Below are 23,348 nucleotides of genomic sequence, written 5' to 3'. Positions count from 1 at the left end.
CGGGCTGGATGGACGCGCGGCGGATTCCGTGCGGCCGGAGCGCCGCGCCATCGCCCGATGGTCGCTTGCCGATGAGGTAGCGGCCGTCGACCGCCTTCAGGCGTGGGCCAGCGCCTGGCCGGCCTTGCTGCCGGTGGGCCGGCCCAGGCGCGCGGCGAGCCAGCGGCCGGTCTCGGCCAGTGCCTCCAGGTCGATGCCGGTGTCGATGCCCATGCCGTGCAGCATGTACACCAGGTCCTCGCTGGCGGCGTTGCCGCTGGCGCCGCGCGCGTAGGGGCAGCCGCCGGTGCCGGCTACGGCCGAGTCGGCCACCCGCACCCCGGCCTCGACGCAGGCGGCCACGTTGGCCAGCGCCTGCCCGTAGGTATCGTGGAAATGCACCGCCAGCGCCGCCATCGGCACCTCGGCGGCCACTGCCCGCAGCATCGCCCGCGCCTTGCGCGGGGTGCCCACGCCGATGGTATCGCCCAGCGAGATCTCGTAGCAGCCCATGGCGTGCAGGCGCCGGGCCACGCGGACCACCTCGGTCAGCGGCACCTCGCCCTGGTAGGGGCAGCCCAGCACGGTGGAGACGTAGCCGCGCACGCGCACGCCGTCGCGCGCGGCCCGCGCCAGCACCGGGGCGAAGCGGTCGATCGACGTATCGATGGAGGCGTTGATGTTCTTGCGGGCGAACGCTTCGGAAGCGGCGGTGAACACCGCCACCTCCTCGGCGCCGGCGGCGCGCGCGCGCGCGTAGCCCTGCTCGTTGGGCACCAGCACCGGGTAGGACACGCCCGGGCGACGTACGATGCCGGCCATCACCTCGGCCGCGTCGGCCAGTTGCGGCACCCACCTGGGGCTGACGAAGCTGGTGGCCTCAATGCTGCGCAGGCCGGTGGCCGACAGGCGGTCCACCAGCGCAATCTTGTCGGCGGTGGCCACGTGCCGGGCCTCGTTCTGCAGTCCGTCGCGCGGGGCGACCTCGACGATGCGGACGAAGTCGGCCATCGCTCAGGCTTCCGCCACGATGGCGAGCACGGTATCGGCCTCGACGAAGTCGCCGGCGGCCGCGCGCAGGTCCGATACCACGCCGTCGCGCGGGGACTTGATCGTCAATTCCATCTTCATCGCCTCCATCACCAGCAGCGGCTGGCCGGCCTGCACCGCCTGGCCGGCGGCGGCCAGGAGCATGGCCACCTTGCCCGGCATCGGCGCCAGCACGCGGCCGTCGCCGGCCGGGTCGGCGCCGCCGCCGGCCTGCTCGGGCGGCAGCAAGCGTACCGGCAGGCGGCGCGTGCCGTCGTGCAGTTCCAGGGTATCGCCGTCGAAGCGCGCGGCCAGCCGGCGAGCCTGTCCGTCGATGCGCAGGTCCAGCGCCGTGCCCGAAAGCCTGGCGTCGTCGATGGCTTGTACATCGCCGCCGTCGACCGTCGCCTTCCAGTCGCCGCCGTGGCCGCTGGCGGCCAGCGCATGGACGGCGTCGCCGGCCTGCAGGCGCAGCCGGCGGACGGCGCGGCCATGCAGGCGCCAGCCGTCGGCCACCGCCCAGGGCGAGTGCGGGTCGCCGGCGGCGGCGGCTTCGCCGGCCTGCAGCCGCAGCAGCCAGGCGGCGCCCGCGGCGGCGAGCAGGGGCGCGGGCACCGGCGCGGCGGCGTCGAGGAATTCGTCCAGGTGCCGGTCCAGGTAGCCGGTGTCGATCCGGCCCTCGACCACGGCCGGATGCCGCGCCAGCGCTTCGAGGAAGGCCAGGTTGGTCTTCGGCCCGGCGACGTGGCACTGCGCCAGCGCCTGGCGCAGCCGTGCCAGCGCGCGCGGCCGGTCGGCATCGTGGACGACGAGCTTGGCGATCATCGGGTCGTAGAACACGGTGACGGTGTCGCCGGCCTCCACGCCCGCGTCGATGCGCACCTGCGGTGACGGCGGCGGCAGCTCCAGCGCGCGCAGGGTGCCCGATGCGGGCAGGAAGCCGGCATCGGCGTCCTCTGCGTAGAGGCGCACCTCGATCGCGTGGCCGTGCCGCGGTACCTGTTCCTGGGCCAGCGGCAGCGGCTCGCCGGCGGCCACGCGCAACTGCCACTCGACCAGGTCCAGGCCGGCGACCATCTCGGTGACCGGGTGTTCGACCTGCAGCCGGGTGTTGATCTCCATGAAATAGAAGCCGCCGTCCGGATCGACGATGAACTCGACCGTGCCGGCGTTGACGTAGTCGATCGTGCGCGCGGCGGCCACCGCCGCCTCGCCCATGGCCCGGCGCAGTTCCGGGGTGAGGAAGGGCGAGGGCGATTCCTCCAGCACCTTCTGGTAGCGGCGCTGGGCCGAGCATTCGCGCTCGTTGAGGTGGATCAGGTTGCCGTGGCGGTCGCCGAACACCTGCACCTCGATGTGCCGGGGCGAGGCCACGTAGCGTTCCAGCAGCACGCGGTCGCGGCCGAAGGCGTTGCGCGCCTCGCGCTGGCAGCTCTCCAGCGCCGCGGCGAAGTCCTCCGCGCGGTGGACCACGCGCATGCCCTTGCCGCCGCCGCCGTGGGCGGCCTTGACCATCAGCGGGAAGCCGGTGCGCGCGGCCTCGCGCGCGAGGGTGTCCGGCGACTGGTCCTCGCCGTTGTAGCCGGGCACCACCGGCACGCCCGCCTGCGCCATCAACTGCTTGGCGCCGGCCTTGCTGCCCATGCGCCGCATCGATTCGGCGCGCGGGCCGATGAACGCCAGCCCGGCCGCGTGCACCGCCTCGGCGAAGTCCGCGTTCTCCGACAGGAAGCCGTAGCCCGGGTGGATCGCCTGCGCGCCGCTGCGCAACGCGGCCTGGATCACCGCCTCGCCGCGCAGGTAGCTGTCGGCCGGGGCGGGGCCGCCGATGCAGTGGGCCTCGTCGGCCAGGCGCACGTGTAGCGCGCCGGCGTCGGCCTGCGAGTACACCGCCACCGTGGCGATGCCCAGGCGGCGGCAGGTGCGGATGACGCGGCAGGCGATCTCGCCGCGGTTGGCGATGAGGACCTTGCCGAACATGCCCGCCGCGGGGCCGGCGGCGGCGGGACCGGCACGTTCGAGCGTCGCCATCGGCCTACTCCCGGGGACCGGCCCAGGCCGGCGGACGCTTTTCCAGGAACGCCGCCAGCCCTTCCTGGCCTTCCGCGGAAACGCGCAAGCGCGCGATCAGGTCGGCGTTGGCGCGGTCCTGCGCGGTGGCGTCGGCCCCGGGGGCGGCGTCGCGCACCAGGGCCTTGGCGGCGGCGGCGGCGCGCGGCGCGGCGCGGTCGAGCAGGGCGAGCTGGGCGGCGACCGCCTGGTCCAGGTCCTCGGCGGCCACGACCTGGTGCAGCAGGCCCAGGCGCAGGGCGGTGTCGGCGTCGAACGCCTCGCCGGTGGCGAACCAGCGCCGCGCCTGGCGCGGCCCGATGGCCGCGACCACGTACGGCGAGATCACCGCCGGCAGCAGGCCCAGGCGCACCTCGGTCAGGCCGAAGCGGGCCTGCGGCGCGCCGATGGCGATGTCGCAGCAGGCCACCAGGCCCACGCCGCCACCGAAGGCCGGCCCCTGGACGCGGGCAATGGTCGGCTTGGGCAGTTCGTCCAGGGTGCGCATCAGCCGCGCCAGCTCCAGTGCATCGGCGCGGTTGGCGTCCTGGCTGGCGGCGGCCATGCCGCGCATCCATTGCAGGTCCGCGCCGGCCGAGAACGAAGGCCCTTCGCCGGCCAGCACCACCGCTCGCACCGCGTCGTCGACGCCGGCGGCGTGCAGTGCGGCGGTCAATGCGGCGATCAGTCCGGCGTCGAAGGCGTTGTGCAACTGCGGGCGATTCAGGCGCAGGCGCAGCACCGGGCCTGCGTGCTCGATCAGCAGTGGTTGCGCCATCATCGCTCCCGGGGGATTGCTGCCCGGGATGATAGCCGCCCCCACCGCCGCGGCCATGACGCAGCGCGGCGGTACGACGGGTAAGGGGCGCCCGGCGGCGGGCAGTGCGGTGGCGGCGATGATACAATTGAGAACAGTTCTTGATAAGCGGAAGACTCCGTGCTGCTGTCCGACATGCCGCTTCGCCGTTCCGTCACCGTAGAGTCCGTGGAAGACCGCCAGCCCAACGATCCCGTCGCCCGTCGCCTGCGCGAGCTGGGCTTCGTCGCCGGCGAGCAGGTGGAAATCGTCGCCCGCGGGCCATTCGGCGCCGAGCCGCTGCTGGTCCAGGTGGGCTATACCCGCTTCGCCCTGCGCCGCAGCGAGGCCGCGCGCGTCCAGGTGGCGCCGCCGGCGCGGGAGACGGTGGCGTGAGCGCGCAGGCCGAGCCGCTGCGCCTGGCCCTGCTGGGCAACCCGAATTGCGGCAAGACCGCGCTGTTCAACCAGCTCACCGGCAGCCGGCAGAAGGTGGCCAACTACGCCGGGGTGACCGTCGAGCGCAAGGAAGGCAGGCTGCAGTCCGCTTCCGGGCGCAGTTACGCGGTGCTCGACCTGCCCGGCGCCTACAGCCTCAACCCCGCCAGCCTGGACGAGGCGATCACCCGCGACCTGTGCCGCGGCTTCTATCCGGGCGAGCCGGCGCCGGACCTGCTGGTATGCGTGGTCGACGCGACCAACCTGCGCCTGCACCTGCGCTTCGTGCTGGAGGTGCGGCAGATGGGCCGTCCGATGGTCGTGGCCCTGAACATGAGCGACGCGGCGCGGCGGCGCGGCATCGGCATCGACCGCGCCGCGCTGGAACGCGAGTTGGGCGTGCCGGTGGTGGAGACGGTGGCCGTGCGCCACCGCGGCGCGCAGGAACTGGTCGAGCGCATCGACCAACTGGCCGGGCACCTGCGGCCGCCGTCGCTGCGGCTGCCCGATCCAGCCGACTCCGACTCCGACTCCGATTCCGGCATCGGGCAGGCGCTGCACGAGGAAACCCGCCGCCTGATCGCCGCCACGGTGCGCATGCCCGCGCGCACCGCCAGGATCGACGATGCGCTGGACCGCTGGCTGCTGCACCCGCTGTTCGGCCTGCTGACCCTGGCGGCGGTGATGTTCCTGATCTTCCAGGCGGTGTACGCCTGGGCCACGCCGGTGATGGACGCCATCGAGGCGGCCACCGGCGCGCTGGGCGAATGGGTGGGCGCGCGCATGGGCGAAGGCCCGCTGGCCAGCCTGCTGGTGGACGGCATCATCGCCGGCCTGGGCGGGGTGATCGTGTTCCTGCCGCAGATCCTCATCCTGTTCGCCTTCATCCTGGCGCTGGAGGAATCGGGCTACCTGCCGCGCGCGGCGTTCCTGCTGGACCGGATGATGGCCCGCGCCGGCCTGTCCGGGCGCTCGTTCATCCCGCTGCTGTCCAGCTTCGCCTGCGCCATCCCCGGGATCATGGCCACGCGCAGTATCCAGGACCCGCGCGACCGCCTGGCCACGATCCTGGTCGCGCCGCTGATGACCTGCTCGGCGCGGCTGCCGGTGTACGCGCTGCTGATCGGCGCGTTCATCCCCGCGCGCGAGGTCTGGGGCGGCTTCAACCTGCAGGGACTGGTGCTGTTCGGCCTGTACATGGCCGGCATCCTCAGCGCGCTGGCGGTGTCTTGGGTGATGAAGAAGTGGCGCCGCGACAAGGGCGAGCACCCGCTGATGCTGGAGCTGCCGTCCTACCGCGTGCCGCACCCGCGCGACCTGCTGATCGGCCTGTGGGAGCGCGGCATGATCTTCCTCAAGCGCGTGGGCGGGATCATCTTCGCCCTGACCGTGCTGCTGTGGGTGCTGCTCTCGTTCCCCGCCGCGCCGGCCGACGCAACCCTGCCGGCCATCGACTACAGCCTGGCCGGCCGCATCGGCCACGCCATGGCGGCGGTGTTCGCCCCGCTGGGCTTCAACTGGCAGATCTGCATCGCGCTGATCCCGGGCCTGGCCGCGCGCGAGGTGGCGGTGTCCTCGCTGGCCACGGTGTACGCGCTGTCGGCCGCCAACGACGAGGCCGCCGCGCAGGCGCTGACCCCGCTGATCTCCGACGGCTGGTCGCTGGCCACCGGGCTGTCGCTGCTGGTGTGGTTCATCTACGCGCCGCAATGCATCGCCACCTGGGCGGCGATCAAGCGCGAGACCGGCTCGTGGAAGACGATGTCGATCGCGGCCGGCTACCTGTTCGTGCTGGCCTGGCTGGCCTCGCTGCTGACCTACCAGGTCGCCGTGCGCCTGGGCGGGGGCTAGCGGAGATGCGCGGATGAACCTGGACCTGCCGTTGCCGCTGCAATACGCGCTGGTCGGCGCGGTGGTGGTGCTGGCGCTGTGGATCTTCGCCAAGAAGCAGCTCCCAGGCCCCCTGCGACGGGGACGGATCGCGCTGGCCGCGCCGCTGGTGCGCGAGGGCCGGCCGGCCTGGATGCGCGCGCTGGCGCGGCGCATCGCGCCGGCCGGCACGGGCCCGGGCGCCTCCGCCTGCGGGGGGTGCGACGGCTGCGGGCCGGAGCCGAAGCGCTAGCGCCGCCCGGCCGCGGTCAGGGGGCCTGCGGCTCCGGAATCCACGCCCGGTACTGGCCGCTGCAATGGAGCAGGGCCATCAGGTAGAGCATGCCGTCGTAGTAGCGGTGGTGTCCTTCCGGCACCGGCCGCTCCCACAGCGCGCGCACGAACTCCAGCCGGCGCGGGTCGTCGGCGGCCAGCGAGGACACCGCGTTCATGGCCACCAGGCCGGTGGTCTGGCCGCCGCCCAGCGGCTTGCCCTTCAGGGTGTACAGGCTCTGGTAGCGGTCCATGCCCTGGGAGCGGAAGAACGCCTGCAGGCGGTTGCTCAGCTCCACCTGGCGCGGGTCGGCGCGCCACCAGGACCAGTCCATCGACCAGTTCATCGCCGTGCGCCAGGCGTCGTAGCGGAAATCCACCGCCTCCGGACGCCACGGGGCTGCCCAGGGCGTGCCGTCGAAGTTGCCGTAGTCGGGCGTCAGCGCGGTGCGCGGGTGCGCGGCCTTGGCGAAGTAGTCGCGGCTGACCTGCGCGGCCTCGTGCCAGAACGCACGGTCGGCCTGCGGCCCGACCCGCGCCCAGACCTCGTAGAACGCCGGCAGGTGGTAGGAGGCGTCGGTGTGCCGGGCGTTGGGCAGGTCCGGGGTGAAGCGGACCATCTTTGCCTGCCGGTCGAACAGGTTGGTGGCCGTGGCCTTGGGGTTGGTCACGGTTGCGCCGCTGATCTGGCCGCGGTGCAGGATGTCGGCCAGCAGCCGGTCGGCCTGGGCGCGGTAGGCGTGGATGCCCTCGCCCTCGCCCCAGCGCGCCGAGGCGAAGTACAGCGCGGTGATGAAGTATTCCTCGCCGTCCGGGGCGGGCATCTCGTCGTTGGGCACGCCGTCGGTGGAGACCGACCAGGCGAAGTAGCCGTACGCCGGGTGCGCCGGGTCGTCCTGGTACATGTGGGTCGTGGCCCAGTTCCAGATCGCGTCGAACTCGTGCTTCCGGTCCAGTTGCACGGCGATCATCATCCCGTAGGACATGCCCTCCGAGCGCACGTCGCCGCTGTTGACGTCGTGGATGTAGGCCAGCGGGCCGCGTGCGTTGCGGCCGGTCTCGTAGTAGACGGCCTGCTCGCGCGGATCGCCGTGGAACAACTGCGTGAACGCGGCCTGGACCTTGGCCTGGACCGCATCGCTGTCGTAGCCGGTTTCGGTGAACAGGTCCGGATAGCGCCCGGTGGCGACCGCACCGGCCGCCTCCGTGGCGGGCGCGGCGCCCGCGGCGGCGTCGAGCGGGGCATCGGCGCCGCGGGCGCAGGCCGGCAGGGCCAGCACGAAGAGCAGGGCGGCGCAGAAGCGCAGGGCGGGCGAGGGCATCGGCAGGTCCGGTTTTTCGATTCGCCGGGACCATAGCAGATAGCGGTAACATCCGGCGCCGCAAGCCATCGGACGGCATGCACGCATGCGGCGCGGGCTCCGTCCAGGAGGCGGACGAGCGCCAGGCGAGCGGCGAGGCCGGGTTCCCCGGCCCGGCCGTCCTACATCCGGAACACGCCGAACTTGGCCGGCTCGACCGGCGCGTTGAGCGAGGCCGACAGCGCCAGGGCCAGTACGCGGCGGGTATCGACCGGGTCGATGATGCCGTCGTCCCAAAGGCGCGCGGTGGCGTACCAGGGGCTGCCCTGGTGCTCGTACTGTTCGCGCACCGGCGCCTTGAACGCCTCTTCCTCTTCCACGCTCCAGTTGCCGCCACCGGCCTCGATGGCATCGCGGCGCACCGTGGCCAGCACGCTGGCGGCCTGCTCGCCGCCCATCACGCTGATCCGCGCGTTGGGCCACATCCACAGGAAGCGGGCGCCGTAGGCGCGGCCGCACATGGCGTAGTTGCCGGCGCCGAAGCTGCCGCCGATGACCACGGTGAACTTGGGTACCGACGAGCACGCCACCGCGGTGACCATCTTGGCTCCGTCCTTGGCGATGCCCGCGTTCTCGTACTTGCGGCCGACCATGAAGCCGGTGATGTTCTGCAGGAACACCAGCGGGATGCCGCGCTGGTTGCACAGCTCGATGAAGTGCGCGCCCTTGAGCGCGCTCTCGGAGAACAGGATGCCGTTGTTGGCCACGATGCCCACCGGATAGCCGTGCAGGTGGGCGAAGCCGGCGACCAGGGTCTTGCCGTAGCGCGCCTTGAACTCGTCGAGCTGGCTGCCGTCCACCAGCCGCGCGATCACCTCGCGCACGTCGAACGGGCGCCGGGTGTCGGCCGGGACGATGCCGTACAGTTCCTGCGCCGGGTACAGCGGTTCGCGCGGTTCGCGCGTGGCCAGCGCGATGGTCTTCCTGCGGTTGAAGTGGCCGACGATGCCGCGCGCGATCCGCAGCGCGTGCGCGTCGTCCTCGGCGTAGTGGTCGGCCACGCCGGACACGGCGGTATGCACGTCGGCCCCGCCCAGCGCCTCGGCGTCGACCACCTCGCCGGTGGCCGCCTTCACCAGCGGCGGGCCGCCGAGGAAGATCGTTCCCTGGCCGCGCACGATCACGCTTTCGTCGCACATCGCCGGTACATAGGCACCGCCGGCGGTGCAACTGCCCATCACCACCGCGACCTGCGGGATGTTCTCCGCGCTCAGCCGCGCCTGGTTGTAGAAGATGCGGCCGAAGTGCTCCTTGTCGGGGAACACCTCGTCCTGCAGCGGCAGGAAGGCACCGCCGGAGTCGACCAGGTAGATGCAGGGCAGCCGGTTCTCGCGCGCGATCTCCTGCGCGCGCAGGTGCTTCTTCACCGTCATCGGGAAGTAGGTGCCGCCCTTGACCGTGGCGTCGTTGGCCACGACCACCACCTCCAGCCCGCACACCGTGCCGATGCCGCAGACGATGCCCGCGCCCGGCGCGGCGCCGTCGTACATGTCCTCGGCCGCCAGCGGTGCGATTTCCAGGAACGGCGAGCCGGGGTCGAGCAGGGCGTCGATGCGCTCGCGCGCCAGCAGCTTGCCGCGTTCGCCATGGCGCTGCCGGGCCTTGTCGCCGCCGCCGCGGGAAGCCTGCCGCAGGCGGCGGTGAAGCTCGTCGGCGAGCCGGCGTTGATGCTCGGCGTGGCGGGCGAATTCGGGCGAACGGGTGTCGAGCTGGCTGCGAAGGGCAGGCATGGGGTTCCCGGCGTGCATCTGCCGGCAGAGCATACGGCAGTTGCACGCCGGGGCATTCTGGCGGCGCAGCACGACGACGCGCGCGCTTCGTGCGCCGTCGGCGGGCCAGGGCGGAACGGACGGACGCGCTTGGACGCGCCGCCGGGAAGGCCGCGCGGGATCAGGGAGTGTCGGCGTTGCGTTCGGCCTTGTCCGCCATCTCCCTCGCGCGCTCGGCGGTTTTCTCGGCCGCGTCGGCGGTGGCGTCGGCGGCGCGGGCCGCGGCATCGCGGGTGGCCGCGGCGGCGCGTTCGGCGGTATCGCGGGTCGCTTCGCCGGCCCGGTCCAGCGCCTGTTCGCTCTGGTCGGCGGCGGCCTGGGCGCGTGCCTGGGCGGTGTCGCCGGCTTCGCGCGCGGCCTCCACCGCGGAAGCGGCGGCGGTTTCGGTGGCCGCCGCGGCGCGGTCGGCGGCGGCGGCGGCATGGTCGGCCGCGCGCGCGGCCTCGTCCTGGGCCTGCTGGCGCGCAGGGCGGTCGCAGGCGACGAGCGGCATGACCAGGACGGCGGCGGCCAGCAGGAGGGGAAGGCGGTTCATGGCGATGCTCCGGAGCGTGACGGAAGAGGGGCGCCTTGGTGGCGTGCGCCCAGCATGTCCGCAGGCGGTTCAGCACGCCGTGAATTCGCTCGCGGGGACGCTTGGGGACGCCCGAACGCGGCATGCACCGTCTCCATCCGGTTTGCGCGCGGGCTGGAGCCGGGTGCGAGCGGCGATGCGTTCGTGCAGGGCCGCGCTCCTGGCACGCCGTTGCCGCAGCGAGGCGTGGCCGCGCCTGCCGCGGGGGGCAAATCATTGAAAGCGCAGCGAAACGGGTGTTGTCAGAAAGCGCGGCGGTGGGCCATAATGCGGACGGATCGAGACTTCGCACCACCCTGCGGGAAGCGTGGGTCTCGGTGAGCCGCAACGGGGCCGTTCCCCGTTCCGGCCCACAGGCCCCGGCCATGGCGCATGGCATCGACGGGGAGCGAGGAAAGGCCCCGGCGACGGGGTTTTATTTTTGCCGGATGAACGCGTGCATCGCGCACTCCCGGCATGCGTCCACCGGCCTGGTGGCAGAGTGGTTATGCAGCGGACTGCAAATCCGCGTACGCCGGTTCAATTCCGACCCAGGCCTCCATCTGACGATTCCATGTCGTCTCACCTAGTCCCGAAACCCCCTTGGAAACAAGCAGTTAAGGGGTTTTTTCGTCCCACGGCGTGCCAGCAAAATCCATGCTAGCCCGCGGCGAACACGAGTAGATTCTGGGTAGAACGGCGTTCTACTCGTCTCCCGCGCGGATTTCTACTCGTGTGGGGTCGAAAAATGCTTACCGACAAAGGACTTAGGGCGCTACGCCCGCGCGACAAGCTCTATCGCGTCGCCGATCAGGACGGCCTGTGTATCGAGGTCACCCCCGCCGGGAAAAAGCTTCTGGCGGTTCCGCTATTGCTTCGGCAAGTCCGAACGGATGATCTCGCTGGAAGCGACTATCCAGGCACCAGCCTCGCTCAAGCCCGGGAACTGCGCGACGAGCAGCGTCGCCTCCTGCGCAGCGGCGTGGATCCCACCCTCAAGCGCAAGGCGGACCGGCTCACGCGCAACATCTCGCAAGCCAATACGTTCGAGGCCGTCGGCCGGGCGTGGCTGGAGAAGATGAAGTCGGAATGGATGCCCGACCAACTGGACAAGGTCATGTGTTGGCTTGAACACCATATCTTCCCCTGGCTGGGGCCGATGCCGATCGCCGAGATCGAAGCACCGGTGGTTCTCGCCGTCCTCCAGCGCCTGGTCAAACGAGGCACCCTCAACACCGCAGGCCGCGTTCGACAGGTTGTCAGTCGGATATTCCTACGCCATTGCGACCGGAGCGGCCAAGTACGACCCCGCGGGTCCCCTGGTCTACGCCCTTCCCAAGGCTATTGGGCGCCACTACGCCGCGCTGACCGAGCCCGAGGACGTGGGGGCCTTGTTGCGCGCGATCGACGGATACCAAGGCACGGTGGTCGTGCTCAGTGCGTTGCGGCTGGCGCCGTTGGTCTTCTGCCGGCCGGGTGAACTGCGTGGCATCGCCTGGGATGAGGTCAACCTGGAGACTGGCGTTTGGCGGATACCTGCAGTCCGACGGAAGCTGCGCCGGGCTGCGAAGGAAAACCCGCACACGCCGGTGCATTTCGTGCCGCTATCGAAGCAGGCATTGGCGATCTTGCGCGACTTGCATCGTTTGACCGGTCGCGGAAAGCTCGTCTTCCCCGGTATCAGGGACAGGCATCGTCCCATGTCGGAAAACTCGATCAACGGGGCATTGCGGCGTCTTGGCTACACCAAGGAGCAGATGACGGGCCATGGCTTCCGCCATACGGCATCGACGCGACTCAATGAGCTGGGTTGGAACCCGGACGTCATCGAACGGCAACTTTCCCAAAAGGACCCCAACGAGACTCGCGGAACGTACAACCTGGCCAAGTATCTGGAGGAACGGCGGAACATGATGCAGGCGTGGGCGGACCGCCTCGACGATCTGCGTGAGAACAGTGGGCAAGCCTCCGTTCGCCTGGAAGGCGATGGCTTGGCCGCTGTCCGGTCGGGCACCGAAGGCGCCTCGTCGATGCATTCGCCACCCATCAACGTGTAGGGACCGCACGGCGTGGGCCGCGATTTGATCGCATCGATCAGAGGCGATGCGCGAAGCGCGCCTATTCGACGATACTGCCCGCTGCGGCCAAGGAGCACCGGGAACGGATGAAGACGCTGGTACTGGGCGGCTACGGAAATTTCGGTGCCCGCATCTGTCGTGCGCTTGCGGGCGATGCGAACATCGACCTGCTCGTAGCGGGACGCAATGCCGGGCGGGCCCAGCGATTCGCAGACACCCTGGACGGGCCGGCCAGCGCCGTCCCGATCGACTGCAATGCTCCCGACTTCAGCCGAACCCTGGCTGCACTGGGCGTCGACCTGGTGATTCACACGGCCGGCCCGTTCCAGGAGCAGTCGTATGCGGTGGCACGCGCGGCCGCACGCGCCGGGACGCATTACATTGACCTGGCTGACGGCCGTCGCTTCGTTTGCGATTTTCCATCAGCATTGCAGGACGCATTCCAGCAGGCTGGAAGAGTGGCCATCAGCGGTGCGAGTACGGTGCCAGCGCTGTCCTCGGCCGTCGTCGATCACCTGTCCGCTGGTTGGCGGGCCCTGCATGCGATCGATATCTGCATCGCACCTGCGCAGACTGCGCCGCGGGGCAAGGCGACGCTGGCGGCGGTGCTGAGCTACTGCGGCAAGCCGATCTGCGTCTGGCGAGGAGGGCAGTGGACGCAATCACCTGGATGGGCCACACCCGAGCGCGTTGAGTTCAAGCGCTTGCGCCCGCGCATCGGCGCGTTGTGCGACATCCCCGACCTTGAACTGTTCCCGGCGCGATACGGCGTGCGCGACCGGGTGATGTTCCGCGCGGCGCTCGAGGTTGCCGCAACGCAGTGCGCCTTCGCCGTGCTGGCGGCGCTGCGCGGCATGGGCCTGCTGAAGCGGCCGGAGCGCCTAGCCGGGCTACTGGACCGCATCAGTGGCGTGTTTGACACGCTGGGTACACCGCTGGGCGGAATGGTCGTGCACGTCGAAGGGCTCGACCATGCCGGGTGCCCCGTACGGCGCGCCTGGCATATCGCCGCCGACAACGACGATGGCCCCGAAATCCCCTGCATGGCCACAATCCTGCTGGCGAGAAAGCTTGCCGCCGGCAAGACCGTGGCCACAGGTGCCTTCACGGCCGCGGGCCTGCTCTCGCTGGACGAGTTCGAACCCGAGTTCGCCAGATGGGGGATGGCGACCGACGTCGTCGACGAAATCCTTGAAGTCTCACAGCGGGCCCTCTCCGCAAGCGCAACGGCGGCCTTGCGATGAGCACCGGAGACGTAAAGCTGCTGCGCATGGGCGTGGTATTCGTGTGGCTGGCGACGGCAGTGGTCAGCCTGTGGGAGCTCAACGGCCAGAGCATGGAGCTCCTGGCGAGGGCAGGCATCACCGACCATCGTGTCGCCACGGCCCTGATCGTCTTGGGTGCAGGCGCCGACTTCCTGATCGGTATCGCGATGGCGGTGTGGCCGTCGCGGCGCGTCTATCTGACCGCGTTGCTGCTCATGTTGGCGATGACCATGGTGGCCAGCGTGCTCGACCCTTCGCTGTGGCTGCATCCGCTAGGGCCGCTGACGAAGAATGTCCCCATTGCCGCGGCACTATGGATCCTGATCAGAGGAGCAAAATGACGATCTATTTCGTAGTGAAGTGGATCCACGTCCTGTCCAGCGTCGTCCTGGTCGGTACCGGCTTCGGTACCGCGTTCTACATGTTCTTCGCCAACCGCAGTGGGAGCCTCGAGGCGCAGGCGGTCGTGTCGCGGCTCGTGGTCCGCGCCGACTGGTGGTTCACCACCCCGGCAGTCCTGGTGCAGCCCGCCAGTGGCCTATACCTGGCGCACCTGGCAGGTTGGCCGCTCACCACACCGTGGCTGGCGCTGTCCATCGGACTCTACGTGGTTACCGGCGCGCTGTGGCTGCCCGTGGTCTGGCTGCAACTGCGCATGGCGGCGATGGCCTCCACGGCACGGGCCGGCTCCGGCGAACTGCCCGCCAGGTATTGGCGCTATGCGCGCTGCTGGGAAGCACTGGGCTACCCGGCCTTCGTCGCGATGCTGGCGGTGTTCTACCTCATGGTGGCAAAGCCGATGTGACCTCCTTCAGGATCGCCACGACCTGAGACTCGTTGCGCATTGAGGACCTCCTTCGGCCTTAAGCCTGCCAGATGTTCTCCTTACGAATGACGACCAATCAGGAGGAAGGCTACACAGGTGCACAACGAGCTTTTGGAGAAATGGTGAGTGGCGGCAGTCCTGGCTGCGGGTGCGGGCAATGAAGCCTATCTGGTTGCTTGCGGTTATCTTCGCGCTGACATTTCCTGTCGGGTGACGGATACAATCGCAACCATTCCCGCCCGGAACCGTACCGCCATGGCCCTGCCTGCCCACGACCTGTTCGATGTGCGTTCCCTGCTCAGCGAGGAGGAGCGTGCGGTCCAGGAGGCCGTGGCGCGCTTCACCGACGAGCGGGTGCTGCCGATCATCGGCGACTGCTTCGACCAGGGCCGCTTCCCGGCCGAGCTGGTACCGGAGATCGCCGCGCTGGGCCTGCTCGGCTCCTCGCTGCCCGAGGAATACGGCTGCGCCGGGCTCAACGCGGTCAGCTACGGCCTGATCTGCCAGGAACTCGAACGCGGCGACAGCGGCCTGCGCAGCTTCGTCAGCGTGCAGTCCTCGCTGTGCATGTACCCGATCTTCGCCTATGGCAGCCAGGAGCAGCGCCGCCGCTGGCTGCCGGAGATGGCCGCCGGCCGGGTGATCGGCTGCTTCGGCCTGACCGAGCCGCACGGTGGCTCGGACCCGGCCAACATGAAGACCCACGCCAGGCGCGACGGCGGCGACTGGGTGATCGACGGCTCCAAGATGTGGATCACCAACGGCGGCCTGGCCGACATCGCCATCGTCTGGGCGCAGACCGACGAGGGCATCCGCGGCTTCGTGCTGGAGAAGGGCATGCCCGGCTTCAGCGCCCAGGAGATCAAGCACAAGATGAGCCTGCGCGCCTCGGTGACCTCGGCGCTGTTCTTCGACAGCGTGCGCGTGCCCGAGGCCAACCGCCTGCCGGATGCGCACGGCCTGAAGGGCCCGCTGGGCTGCCTGACCCAGGCCCGCTACGGCATTTCCTGGGGGCCGGTCGGCGCGGCCATCGCCTGCCTGGACGAGGCATTGGGCTACAGCAAGGAGCGCATCCTGTTCGGCCGTCCGCTGGCGGCCACCCAGAGCGCGCAGATCAAGCTGGCCGACATGGCCCGCCGGATCACCCTGGCGCAGTTGCTGGCGCTGCAACTGGGCCGGCTCAAGGATGCAGGCAGCATGCGCCCGCAGCAGGTATCGCTGGCCAAGTGGAACAACTGCCGCATGGCCATCGACATCGCCCGCGAGTGCCGCGACCTGCTCGGCGGCGCCGGCATCACCACCGAGCATGGCGCCATCCGCCATGCGCTGAACCTGGAGTCGGTGATCACCTACGAGGGCACCGAGACCGTGCACCAGTTGGTGATCGGCCGCGAACTGACCGGGATCAGCGCGTTCTGACGCGGGCTCCTTGCGCGCATGATTGAAGGGGCGTCCACAGGGGCGGACGGGGGAGGCGACGCGGCTGCGCTCCTCCGGCAACGACTCGATCGGGGGGAAGAGGTGGCAGCGATGGACCTGTCCGGATTGCAGCTTGAAACCCGGCGCCTGCGGCTGCGGCTGCCGCGGCAGGACGACTTCGAGGCCTGGGCGGCGTTCCTCGCCGACGAGGAGGCCACCCGCCACATCGGCGGCGTACTGCCGCGCGCGCTGGCCTGGCGCGGCCTGGCGACCATGCGCGGGGCCTGGCACCTGCAGGGTTTCGCCATGTTCTCGGTGATCGAGAAGGACAGCGGCCAATGGGTCGGGCGGGTCGGCCCGTGGCAGCCGGACGGCTGGCCGGGCACCGAGGTCGGCTGGAGCATCGTGCGCGAACGCTGGGGCCTGGGCTATGCGCCGGAGGCGGCGGCCGCGTGCATCGACTGGGCGTTCGCCACGCTGGGCTGGGACGAGGTGATCCACACCATCGCCCCCGACAACGCCAATTCCAAGGCCGTGGCGGCCAAGCTGGGCTCGGGTTTCCTGCGCATGGGGCGCCTGCCGGAACCGCACCGCGACAAGCCGGTCGAAATCTGGGGCCAGTCGCGCGCGCAATGGTCCGCACAGAAGGAGAACCGGGGATGATCACCATCCGCGGCATGTCCCAGTCGGGCAACTGCTACAAGCTGCTCCTGCTGCTGGAGCAGATGGATTCCAACTACCGCTGGATCGAGGTCGACGCGCCGTCCGGCGCCACCCGCACGCCGGAATTCCTCGCCCGCTATCCGCAGGGCAAGGTGCCGGTGCTGGAGCTGGACGACGGCCGGGTGCTGACCGAGTCCAACGCCATCCTGTACTGGCTGGCCGGGCAGGCGACCGCTTCCGGGCCGCGCTTCCTGCCCGAGGACCCCTGGCTGCGCGCGCAGGCGCTGAGCTGGATGTTCTTCGAGCAATACAGCCACGAGCCGTACCTCGCCGTGGCCCGCTTCATCCGCGCCTGGCTGCCTCCGGACTCGCCGCGCCGCGCCGAACTGCCGCGCCTGCGCGAGCGCGGCCACCAGGCGCTGGCGTCGATGGAGCGGCACCTGGCCGCGGCGGACTGGTTCACCGGCCCCGACTACGGCATCGCCGACGTCGCCTTGTTCGCCTATACCCACTGCGCCGCCGACGGCGGCTTCGACCTGGCCTCCTATCCCTGCCTGGAGCGCTGGCTGGCGCGGGTGCGCGCCACGCCCGGCTTCGTGCCGATGCCGGCGCTCGACGCCGAGACGGCCGCGCGGCTCGCGCTCCCGGACGCGGGCGCATGAGCGGTCCGGATACCGGGCAAGGCGCCATCCCGGCCTGGCGCAGGGGCATCAACCGCGCCGAGATCTGCGACCGCAACTTCACCGAGGCGGTGCGCGCCTGGCGCGGCATGCCCGCGCCGCGTCCGCGCGACGACGCGCCGGTGTCGCCGGGCAGTGCGCTGGACGCGCGCGGCTTCGGCGAGTTGCTGGAGTCGCAACTGGTCAGCCGCCACCTGGACCTGATGGCGCGCGTGCTGCGGGTGCGCGACAAGGTCTTCTACACCATCGGCAGCAGCGGCCACGAGGGCAACGCGATGGTGGCGCGGCTGGCCCGCCACACCGATCCGGCGTTCCTGCACTACCGCAGCGGCGCCTTCATGGCCGAGCGCTTCCGCAAGCTGCCGCACGCCGACGGCACGCCGCGCGACCCGGTGATGGACGCGGCGCTGAGCCTGGCCGCCAGCGCCCAGGACCCGGCCAGCGGCGGCCGCCACAAGGTCTGGGGCAGCAAGCCGCTGTGGGTGCTGCCGCAGACCTCGACCATCGCCTCGCACCTGCCCAAGGCGTTGGGCACGGCGGTGGCCATCGAGCAGGCGCGGCGCATCGGCCACGCTTTGCCGGTGCCGGCCGACAGCATCGCCATCTGCTCCTTCGGCGATGCCAGCGCCAACCACGCCACCGCGCAGGCCGCGTTCAACGCCGCGGCCTGGACCGCCTACCAGAAGCTGCCCGCGCCGGTGCTGTTCGTGTGCGAAGACAACGGCATCGGCATCTCGGTGAAGACGCCCGAGGGCTGGATCGGGCAACGCTTCGGCACCATGCCCGGGCTGGACTACTTCCACGCCGACGGCCTGGACCTGGCCGCCGGCTACGCCCAGGTGCGGGCGGCGGTGGAGCATTGTCGGCGCACCCGGCGGCCGACCTTCCTGCACCTGCGCACCACCCGGATCATGGGCCACGCCGGCACCGACTTCGAGATCGAGTGGCGCAGCATCGAGGAGCTGTGCGCGGTGGAGGCCACCGACCCGCTGCTGCGCAGCGCGGCGATCGCGCTGGAGTCGGGGTGGATGACGGCCGGCGAGCTGCTGGAACTGTACGAAGCCACGCGCAGGCGCTGCCTGGCCGCGGCCGAGGAGGCCGACCGCCGGCCGAAGCTGGCCTCGCTGGCGCAGGTGATCGCGCCGCTGGCGCCGTACACGCCGGAGGCGGTGGCGGCCGAGGCGATGCGGCCGGCGCCGCACGCCGCGCGCGTGGCCGCGTTCGGCGGGGCGGAGCGGCTGCCGGAGAAGCAGGCGCCGCGCCACCAGGCGATCCAGATCAACCACGCCCTGCACGAGCTGATGGCCAAGTACCCCGAGGCGCTGCTGTTCGGCGAGGACGTGGCGCAGAAGGGGGGCGTGTATACCGTCACCCGCGGCCTGCACAAGGCGTTCAAGAGTGCGCGCGTGTTCAACACCCTGCTGGACGAGACCACGATCCTCGGCCTGGCCCAGGGCTACGCCAACATGGGGCTGCTGCCGCTGCCGGAGATCCAGTACCTGGCCTATTTCCACAACGCCTGCGACCAGATCCGCGGCGAGGCGTGCTCGCTGCAGTTCTTCAGCGACGGCCGCTACCGCAACCCGATGCTGGTGCGCATCGCCGGCCTGGGCTACCAGCGCGGCTTCGGCGGCCATTTCCACAACGACAATTCCATCGCCGCGCTGCGCGACATCCCGGGGCTGGTGGTCGGCTGTCCCTCGCGCGGGGACGACGCGGCGGCCATGCTGCGTACCCTGGCCGCGCTGGCCAAGGTGGATGGGCGGGTGGCGGTGTTCCTGGAGCCCATCGCCCTGTACATGGCCAAGGACCTGTACGAGGCCGGCGACGGCCAGTGGCTGTTCCCGTATCCGGAGCAGGGCCGGGCCATGACCCTGGGCGAGGGCAGGGTGTACGCGCCCAGGGCGGGAAACGGGGCCTGCGACCTGGTGGTGTTCACCTACGGCAACGGCGTGCCGATGAGCCTGCGCGCCGCGCGCCGGATCGAGGCCGCGCATGGCTGGACGGTGCGCGTGGTCGACCTGCGCTGGCTGGTGCCGCTCAACGATGGCTTCATCGTCGAGCAGGCGCGTGATGCCAAGCGTATCCTGATCGTGGACGAGGGGCGGCGCAGCGCCGGGGTGGGTGAAGGAGTGGTAACCGCGATCATCGAGGGCGGGTTCGGCGGCAGGCCCTTCGGCCGGGTGGTCGGTGCCGACACCTACACGCCGCTGGCCGGCGCCGCTTTCCTGGTGATCCCGGGTGAGGACGACATCGTTGCCGCCGCGGCGAAGCTGGAGCGCTGAGCCATGTGCGGATTGACCGGATTGCTGCTGGCGCAGCCGCGGCTGCATGGCGACGCGCTGGCCGCGCAGGCGCAGGACATGGCCGCCGCGCTGCCCCATCGCGGCCCGGACGACGCCGGGGTGTGGGTGGACGGCCAGGCCGGCGTCGCGCTGGCGCATCGGCGGCTGAGCATCCTCGACCTGTCGCCGCTGGGCCGCCAGCCGATGGCCTCGGCCGATGGCCGCTACGTGCTGGCCTGCAACGGCGAGGTCTACAACTTCGTGGCCCTGCGCGCGGCGCTGGCCGCGCTGGGCCACCGCTTCCGCGGCCGCTCGGATACCGAGGTGCTGCTGGCGGCGATCGCCGAATGGGGCGTGGAAGACGCCCTGCGGCGCTGCAACGGCATGTTCGCCATCGCCCTGTGGGACCGGCGCGAGCGCTGCCTGTGGCTGGCCCGCGACCGCGTCGGCAAGAAGACCCTGTACTACGGCTGGGCCGGTGGGGCGCTGGTGTTCGGCTCCGAGCTCAAGGCGCTGTGGCGGCACCCGGACTTCGACAACGGCGTGGACCGCGACGCGCTGACCCTGCTGCTGCGGCTGGGCTACATCCCGGCGCCGCATTGCGTCCACGAGGGGGCCTTCAAGCTGATGCCCGGCTGCCTGCTGCGGCTGGATGCGGCGGCGGTGGCCGATGGCGCCGCGGCGCACGACCCGCACCGCGACCAGCGGCGCTGGTGGGATGGGCGCGAGCGCATGCGCGCCGTGCTGGCCGAGCCGTTCGCCGGCGGGGTGGACGAGGCGGAGTCGCGGCTGGACGCCCTGCTGCACGACGCGGTCGGCTTGCGCCGGGTGGCCGACGTGCCGGTCGGCGTGTTCCTGTCCGGCGGCACCGATTCGTCCACCGTGGCCGCGCTGATGCAGGCGCAGAGCGAGCGGCCGGTACGCAGCTTCACCATCGGCTTCGCCGGCTCGCGCCACGACGAGGCGCCGCTCGCGCTGGAAGTGGCGCGGCACCTGGGTACCGACCACACCGAGCTGTACCTGAGCGGCGCGGACGCCTCGGCGCTGGTGCCGGGGCTGCCGGCGATGTTCGACGAGCCCTTCGCCGACGCCTCGCAGGTGCCTACCGCGCTGGTCTGCCAACTGGCGCGGCGGGACGTGGCCGTGGCCCTCTCCGGCGACGGCGGCGACGAGTTGTTCTTCGGCTACGGCCGCTACCAGCGGGCGTTGCGCAACTGGGCCATTCTCAACCGCATCCCGCGGCCGGTGCGCGGCCTGCTGGCCAGGCTGCCGGGTGCGCGCGGCGAGGGCTCGCGCACCGGCGGCCTGGCCGCGTTGCTGGCGGAGATGGGCGCGCGCGGCATCGGCGACGTCTACCGCAACCGCATCTCGCGCTGGCGCGACCCGGCCGCGGCCGTCGTCGGCGCGCGCGAGCCGGACAGCGTCTACGGGCAGGCCGATCCACTGGGGCTGCCGGGGCGCGAGGCCGAGGCGATGATGCTGGCCGACTTCCTCGCCTACCTGCCGGACGATCTCCTGTGCAAGGTGGACCGCGCCAGCATGGCGGTGAGCCTGGAGGCGCGCGCGCCGCTGCTGGACTGGCGCGTGGTCGAGTTCGCCTGGTCGCTGCCGCTGGACATGAAACTGCGCGACGGCACCAGCAAGTACCTGCTCAAGCGAGTGCTGCGCCGCTACCTGCCCGACGCGATGGTCGACCGCGGCAAGCGCGGCTTCGGCGCGCCGGTGGGCGACTGGCTGCGCGGCGACTTGGCCGGCTGGGCCGGCGACCTGCTGCAGGCCCAGCGCCTGCGCGGCGAGGGCCTGCTCGACCCGCGGCCGATCGCCGAGGTCTGGCGCCGCTTCCAGGGTGGCGAGCGCAAATGGCATACGCACCTGTGGACGGTGTTGATGTTCCAGGCCTGGCACGCGCACTGGCGTGCCAGCCGCGACGCGCCTCGCCCCTAGGCGCGAGGCGCGAGGCGCTGGCCGGCGCCTCACCGGCCGTCGCGCCTTCACTCCGCTTCCGCGCCGGCCCGCCTAGCATCGGCGGCCTGTCCCCCCCCATGCGAGAAACCGGCCATGGACAAGTACAAGGTCGCGGTGTTCGTCGGCAGCCTGCGCAAGGCGTCGTTCAACCGGCAACTGGCGCGCGCGCTGGAGCGGCTGGGCGAGGACCGGCTGGAATTCCACTGCGTCGAACTGGGGCGCCTGCCGCTCTACGACCAGGATTTCGACGGCGACTACCCGGCTGAGGGCACCGCGCTGAAGCAGCGGGTTCGGGGTGCGGACGCGGTGCTGTTCGTCACCCCCGAGTACAACCGCTCGGTGCCGGGCGTGCTCAAGAACGCGATCGACCTGGCCTCGCGCCCATACGGCGACAGCGCCTTCGCCGGGCTGCCGGCGGCGGTGGCCGGCGCTTCGGTCGGCGCCATCGGCACGGCCATGGCGCAGCAGCACCTGCGCAACACCCTGGCCTACCTGGACATGGCGGTGCTGCCGCAGCCGGAGGTGTACATCCACTTCAAGGAGGGGCTGGTCGACGCGGAAGGACGGGTGACCCGGCAGGACACCCGCGAGTTCCTCGAGGACTTCATCGACCGCTTCGTGGCGTGGATCGACCGCCAGCGCGGTTGAACCGCGCCGCGGGCCGGCCGGCTCAGCCCAGGCGCAACTGCGCCAGGCCCGCGCGCACGCGCTGCAGCGGCGATGGGTCCACCGGCCCGGCGTCGGTGAGCGTGGCGGCGATGGCGCGCCGGAACGGTGGCAGCGCGGCGCCCGCGTGCAGCGCCGCGCCGCGCAGCCAGCGCGCGGGCAGGCGGTCGTCGGTGTACAGGCCGACGATGGCGCGGGTGGTCTGGAACAGCGGCCGGCAGCCGAGCCGGTGGCGGCGCTGGTAGCCCGCCAGCAGGGATGGGTCGGCGATGTCGCGCCCCTGGCGCAGCGCATCGGCCAGCGTGCACGACAGGCGCTCGACCCCGGCCAGGCCCAGGTTGAACCCATGCGCGGTCACCGGATGCATGCCCACCGCCGCGTCGCCGGCCAGGGCCAGGCGCGGCCCGACGAAGCGCCGCGCCCAGGTCGCCACCAGCGGGTAGACGTGGCGGGTGCTGGCCAGTTCCATGCGACCCAGGCGGCCGTCGTAGCGGCGTTCCAGCTCGGTGGCGAAGGCGCTCTCGTCCAGGCCGGCCAGCACGCGCGCCTGTTCGCCGGGCAGGGTGATCACCGCCGAGGCCAGGTGCTCGTCCAGCGGCAGCAGGGCCCGGGTCTGGCCCAGGCCGAACCATTCCCAGGCCGCATGCTCGTGCGGCAGCTCGTGGCGCACGCGGCACACCAGCATGCTCTTGCCGAAGTCGTGCAGGTCCGCGTCGATGCCCAGCGCGCGCCGGGTCTCGGAGAAGCGGCTGTCGGCGGCCACCAGCAGCCGCGCCTGCAGCCGCGGGCCGTCCTGCAGTTGTACCCAGGCCGAGTCCGCGCCGGCGTGCAGGGCCTGGATGCGGGCGTCGGGATAGAGGGTGACCCCGGGCGTCTCCTGCACCGCCTGCCAGGCCGCGCGCCGGATCAGGTGGTTGGGCACCAGGTTGCCCAGGCGGTCGCCATCGCCCGGCAGGACGCGCATCTCGCGGGCCAGGTCGCGATCCATCACCTTGGCGCTGCGCAGCGGGTGGATCCCCTCGGCCGGCAGGTGGCGCCAGACGTCGAGTTCGCGCAGCAGGCGCATCGAGGCGTGGGTCAGGGCGATCTCGCGACCGTCGAAGGCCGGCTGCGCCAGGGCGGCCTGCGGTTGGCGCTCGACCAGGGCCACCCGCAGCGACTGCCGGCCCAGCGCCCGGGCCAGGCACAGGCCGGTGGGTCCGGCGCCGACGATCAGTACGTCGTGGTTCATCGCAACGTGCTCCTTTGGCGTGTGCTCGGCAGGTGGCGGTCCATGTCCGGCGGGATTCGTTCCGAAGGGGAGACCGGCCTAGTCTAGGCAGGCCGGGGCGGGGCGTCCTGATCCCGGTCAAGCCGGGCCGGAATGACGGCCGCGGCGGTCGCGGG

At 71.4% G+C, this 23,348-nt stretch carries 21 protein-coding genes and 1 tRNA gene; 15 read left to right on the top strand and 7 right to left on the bottom strand.

Annotated elements, in window-relative coordinates; genetic code table 11:
* Positions 1-96 precede the first annotated feature (96 nt).
* The 3 genes from HNR76_RS07970 to HNR76_RS07960 are packed head-to-tail and all read right to left on the bottom strand — an operon-like array spanning position 97 to position 3,835.
* Positions 97-990 (bottom strand): hydroxymethylglutaryl-CoA lyase, encoded by an 894-nt coding sequence (locus HNR76_RS07970; protein ID WP_162309580.1) that lies wholly within the window; start codon positions 988-990, stop codon positions 97-99.
* A 3-nt stretch (positions 991-993) separates the two neighbouring features.
* Positions 994-2,988 carry an acetyl/propionyl/methylcrotonyl-CoA carboxylase subunit alpha gene (locus tag HNR76_RS07965; RefSeq protein ID WP_162309764.1) on the bottom strand — a complete coding sequence of 665 codons (1,995 nt, stop codon included), beginning with the start codon at positions 2,986-2,988 and terminating at the stop codon, positions 994-996.
* 55 nt (positions 2,989-3,043) lie between these two features.
* The gene (locus tag HNR76_RS07960) at positions 3,044-3,835 is read right to left on the bottom strand and encodes an enoyl-CoA hydratase-related protein (RefSeq protein ID WP_162309579.1); all 792 of its coding nucleotides are present in this window, start codon (positions 3,833-3,835) and stop codon (positions 3,044-3,046) included.
* A 159-nt stretch (positions 3,836-3,994) separates the two neighbouring features.
* On the opposite strand from HNR76_RS07960, the gene HNR76_RS07955 reads away from it, so the two are divergent.
* From HNR76_RS07955 to HNR76_RS07945, 3 genes are read left to right on the top strand one after another with little or no spacing between them, the layout of a single operon-like run.
* Positions 3,995-4,249, top strand: a complete 255-nt coding sequence (locus HNR76_RS07955) for a FeoA family protein (protein ID WP_162309578.1) — start codon at positions 3,995-3,997, stop codon at positions 4,247-4,249.
* Positions 4,246-6,141 (top strand): ferrous iron transport protein B, encoded by a 1,896-nt coding sequence (gene feoB / locus HNR76_RS07950; RefSeq protein ID WP_162309577.1) that lies wholly within the window; start codon positions 4,246-4,248, stop codon positions 6,139-6,141. The genes HNR76_RS07955 and feoB overlap by 4 nt, the downstream gene beginning before the upstream one ends.
* Positions 6,142-6,154: 13 nt before the next feature.
* On the top strand, positions 6,155-6,412 hold the full coding sequence (locus tag HNR76_RS07945) for a DUF6587 family protein (RefSeq protein ID WP_425501747.1): 258 nt from the start codon (positions 6,155-6,157) through the stop codon (positions 6,410-6,412).
* A gap of 16 nt (positions 6,413-6,428) precedes the next feature.
* On the opposite strand, the gene HNR76_RS07940 is transcribed toward HNR76_RS07945, so the two are convergent.
* From HNR76_RS07940 to HNR76_RS07930, 3 genes are all read right to left on the bottom strand, one after another.
* Positions 6,429-7,754: a family 8 glycosyl hydrolase gene (locus HNR76_RS07940; protein WP_162309576.1), complete on the bottom strand. Its 1,326-nt coding sequence runs from the start codon at positions 7,752-7,754 to the stop codon at positions 6,429-6,431.
* A gap of 161 nt (positions 7,755-7,915) precedes the next feature.
* The gene (locus tag HNR76_RS07935) at positions 7,916-9,523 is read right to left on the bottom strand and encodes a carboxyl transferase domain-containing protein (protein ID WP_162309575.1); all 1,608 of its coding nucleotides are present in this window, start codon (positions 9,521-9,523) and stop codon (positions 7,916-7,918) included.
* A 160-nt stretch (positions 9,524-9,683) separates the two neighbouring features.
* Positions 9,684-10,097 (bottom strand): hypothetical protein, encoded by a 414-nt coding sequence (locus HNR76_RS07930; RefSeq protein WP_183982186.1) that lies wholly within the window; start codon positions 10,095-10,097, stop codon positions 9,684-9,686.
* A gap of 506 nt (positions 10,098-10,603) precedes the next feature.
* Here HNR76_RS07930 and HNR76_RS07925 point away from each other — a divergent pair.
* From HNR76_RS07925 to HNR76_RS07875, 12 genes are all read left to right on the top strand, one after another.
* A tRNA-Cys gene (locus HNR76_RS07925) sits at positions 10,604-10,677 on the top strand.
* Positions 10,678-10,863: 186 nt separating this feature from the next.
* On the top strand, positions 10,864-11,595 hold the full coding sequence (locus HNR76_RS15745; RefSeq protein ID WP_211373150.1) for a tyrosine-type recombinase/integrase: 732 nt from the start codon (positions 10,864-10,866) through the stop codon (positions 11,593-11,595).
* Entirely contained in the window at positions 11,498-12,172 is a 675-nt protein-coding gene (locus tag HNR76_RS15290; RefSeq protein WP_282959738.1) for a tyrosine-type recombinase/integrase, read from the top strand. Before HNR76_RS15745 ends, HNR76_RS15290 begins: the two co-directional genes overlap by 98 nt.
* A gap of 107 nt (positions 12,173-12,279) precedes the next feature.
* Positions 12,280-13,437 carry a saccharopine dehydrogenase family protein gene (locus HNR76_RS07915; protein ID WP_162309573.1) on the top strand — a complete coding sequence of 386 codons (1,158 nt, stop codon included), beginning with the start codon at positions 12,280-12,282 and terminating at the stop codon, positions 13,435-13,437.
* Positions 13,434-13,799 (top strand): DoxX-like family protein, encoded by a 366-nt coding sequence (locus HNR76_RS07910; RefSeq protein ID WP_162309572.1) that lies wholly within the window; start codon positions 13,434-13,436, stop codon positions 13,797-13,799. The genes HNR76_RS07915 and HNR76_RS07910 overlap by 4 nt, the downstream gene beginning before the upstream one ends.
* Complete coding sequence (locus HNR76_RS07905) at positions 13,796-14,263, top strand: DUF2269 family protein (protein ID WP_162309571.1); 468 nt, start codon at positions 13,796-13,798, stop codon at positions 14,261-14,263. Before HNR76_RS07910 ends, HNR76_RS07905 begins: the two co-directional genes overlap by 4 nt.
* A gap of 276 nt (positions 14,264-14,539) precedes the next feature.
* Positions 14,540-15,703 carry an acyl-CoA dehydrogenase family protein gene (locus tag HNR76_RS07900; protein WP_162309570.1) on the top strand — a complete coding sequence of 388 codons (1,164 nt, stop codon included), beginning with the start codon at positions 14,540-14,542 and terminating at the stop codon, positions 15,701-15,703.
* 111 nt (positions 15,704-15,814) lie between these two features.
* Positions 15,815-16,366 (top strand): GNAT family N-acetyltransferase, encoded by a 552-nt coding sequence (locus HNR76_RS07895; protein ID WP_162309569.1) that lies wholly within the window; start codon positions 15,815-15,817, stop codon positions 16,364-16,366.
* Entirely contained in the window at positions 16,363-17,028 is a 666-nt protein-coding gene (locus HNR76_RS07890) for a glutathione S-transferase family protein (protein WP_162309568.1), read from the top strand. The genes HNR76_RS07895 and HNR76_RS07890 overlap by 4 nt, the downstream gene beginning before the upstream one ends.
* Entirely contained in the window at positions 17,025-19,331 is a 2,307-nt protein-coding gene (locus HNR76_RS07885) for a thiamine pyrophosphate-dependent enzyme (RefSeq protein WP_162309567.1), read from the top strand. The genes HNR76_RS07890 and HNR76_RS07885 overlap by 4 nt, the downstream gene beginning before the upstream one ends.
* A 3-nt stretch (positions 19,332-19,334) precedes the next feature.
* Positions 19,335-21,275, top strand: coding sequence for an asparagine synthase (glutamine-hydrolyzing) (gene asnB, locus HNR76_RS07880; protein ID WP_162309566.1), 1,941 nt, complete (start codon positions 19,335-19,337; stop codon positions 21,273-21,275).
* A gap of 114 nt (positions 21,276-21,389) precedes the next feature.
* The gene (locus HNR76_RS07875; RefSeq protein ID WP_162309565.1) at positions 21,390-21,944 is read left to right on the top strand and encodes an NADPH-dependent FMN reductase; all 555 of its coding nucleotides are present in this window, start codon (positions 21,390-21,392) and stop codon (positions 21,942-21,944) included.
* A gap of 22 nt (positions 21,945-21,966) precedes the next feature.
* Here HNR76_RS07875 and ubiM read toward each other — a convergent pair whose 3' ends face one another.
* Entirely contained in the window at positions 21,967-23,193 is a 1,227-nt protein-coding gene (ubiM, locus tag HNR76_RS07870) for a 5-demethoxyubiquinol-8 5-hydroxylase UbiM (protein WP_162309564.1), read from the bottom strand.
* Positions 23,194-23,348 lie beyond the last annotated feature (155 nt).

The sequence above is a fragment of the Pseudoxanthomonas broegbernensis genome (genome assembly GCF_014202435.1).
Classification (GTDB): domain Bacteria; phylum Pseudomonadota; class Gammaproteobacteria; order Xanthomonadales; family Xanthomonadaceae; genus Pseudoxanthomonas; species Pseudoxanthomonas broegbernensis.
The sequence above is the reverse complement of the archived record's forward strand: the minus strand, read 5'-3'. Positions and strand labels throughout refer to the sequence as shown.

What these genes read in the sequence shown, in the direction of transcription:
- HNR76_RS07970 (WP_162309580.1), bottom strand. Translation starts at nt 990, where the DNA reads ATGGCCGACTTCGTCCGCATCGTCGAGGTCGCCCCGCGCGACGGACTG.
- HNR76_RS07965 (WP_162309764.1), bottom strand. Translation starts at nt 2,988, where the DNA reads ATGTTCGGCAAGGTCCTCATCGCCAACCGCGGCGAGATCGCCTGCCGC.
- HNR76_RS07960 (WP_162309579.1), bottom strand. Translation starts at nt 3,835, where the DNA reads ATGGCGCAACCACTGCTGATCGAGCACGCAGGCCCGGTGCTGCGCCTG.
- HNR76_RS07945 (WP_425501747.1), top strand. Translation starts at nt 6,155, where the DNA reads ATGAACCTGGACCTGCCGTTGCCGCTGCAATACGCGCTGGTCGGCGCG.
- HNR76_RS07940 (WP_162309576.1), bottom strand. Translation starts at nt 7,754, where the DNA reads ATGCCCTCGCCCGCCCTGCGCTTCTGCGCCGCCCTGCTCTTCGTGCTG.
- HNR76_RS07935 (WP_162309575.1), bottom strand. Translation starts at nt 9,523, where the DNA reads ATGCCTGCCCTTCGCAGCCAGCTCGACACCCGTTCGCCCGAATTCGCC.
- HNR76_RS07930 (WP_183982186.1), bottom strand. Translation starts at nt 10,097, where the DNA reads ATGAACCGCCTTCCCCTCCTGCTGGCCGCCGCCGTCCTGGTCATGCCG.
- HNR76_RS15745 (WP_211373150.1), top strand. Translation starts at nt 10,864, where the DNA reads ATGCTTACCGACAAAGGACTTAGGGCGCTACGCCCGCGCGACAAGCTC.
- HNR76_RS07915 (WP_162309573.1), top strand. Translation starts at nt 12,280, where the DNA reads ATGAAGACGCTGGTACTGGGCGGCTACGGAAATTTCGGTGCCCGCATC.
- HNR76_RS07910 (WP_162309572.1), top strand. Translation starts at nt 13,434, where the DNA reads ATGAGCACCGGAGACGTAAAGCTGCTGCGCATGGGCGTGGTATTCGTG.
- HNR76_RS07905 (WP_162309571.1), top strand. Translation starts at nt 13,796, where the DNA reads ATGACGATCTATTTCGTAGTGAAGTGGATCCACGTCCTGTCCAGCGTC.
- HNR76_RS07900 (WP_162309570.1), top strand. Translation starts at nt 14,540, where the DNA reads ATGGCCCTGCCTGCCCACGACCTGTTCGATGTGCGTTCCCTGCTCAGC.
- HNR76_RS07895 (WP_162309569.1), top strand. Translation starts at nt 15,815, where the DNA reads ATGGACCTGTCCGGATTGCAGCTTGAAACCCGGCGCCTGCGGCTGCGG.
- HNR76_RS07890 (WP_162309568.1), top strand. Translation starts at nt 16,363, where the DNA reads ATGATCACCATCCGCGGCATGTCCCAGTCGGGCAACTGCTACAAGCTG.
- HNR76_RS07885 (WP_162309567.1), top strand. Translation starts at nt 17,025, where the DNA reads ATGAGCGGTCCGGATACCGGGCAAGGCGCCATCCCGGCCTGGCGCAGG.
- asnB (WP_162309566.1), top strand. Translation starts at nt 19,335, where the DNA reads ATGTGCGGATTGACCGGATTGCTGCTGGCGCAGCCGCGGCTGCATGGC.
- HNR76_RS07875 (WP_162309565.1), top strand. Translation starts at nt 21,390, where the DNA reads ATGGACAAGTACAAGGTCGCGGTGTTCGTCGGCAGCCTGCGCAAGGCG.
- ubiM (WP_162309564.1), bottom strand. Translation starts at nt 23,193, where the DNA reads ATGAACCACGACGTACTGATCGTCGGCGCCGGACCCACCGGCCTGTGC.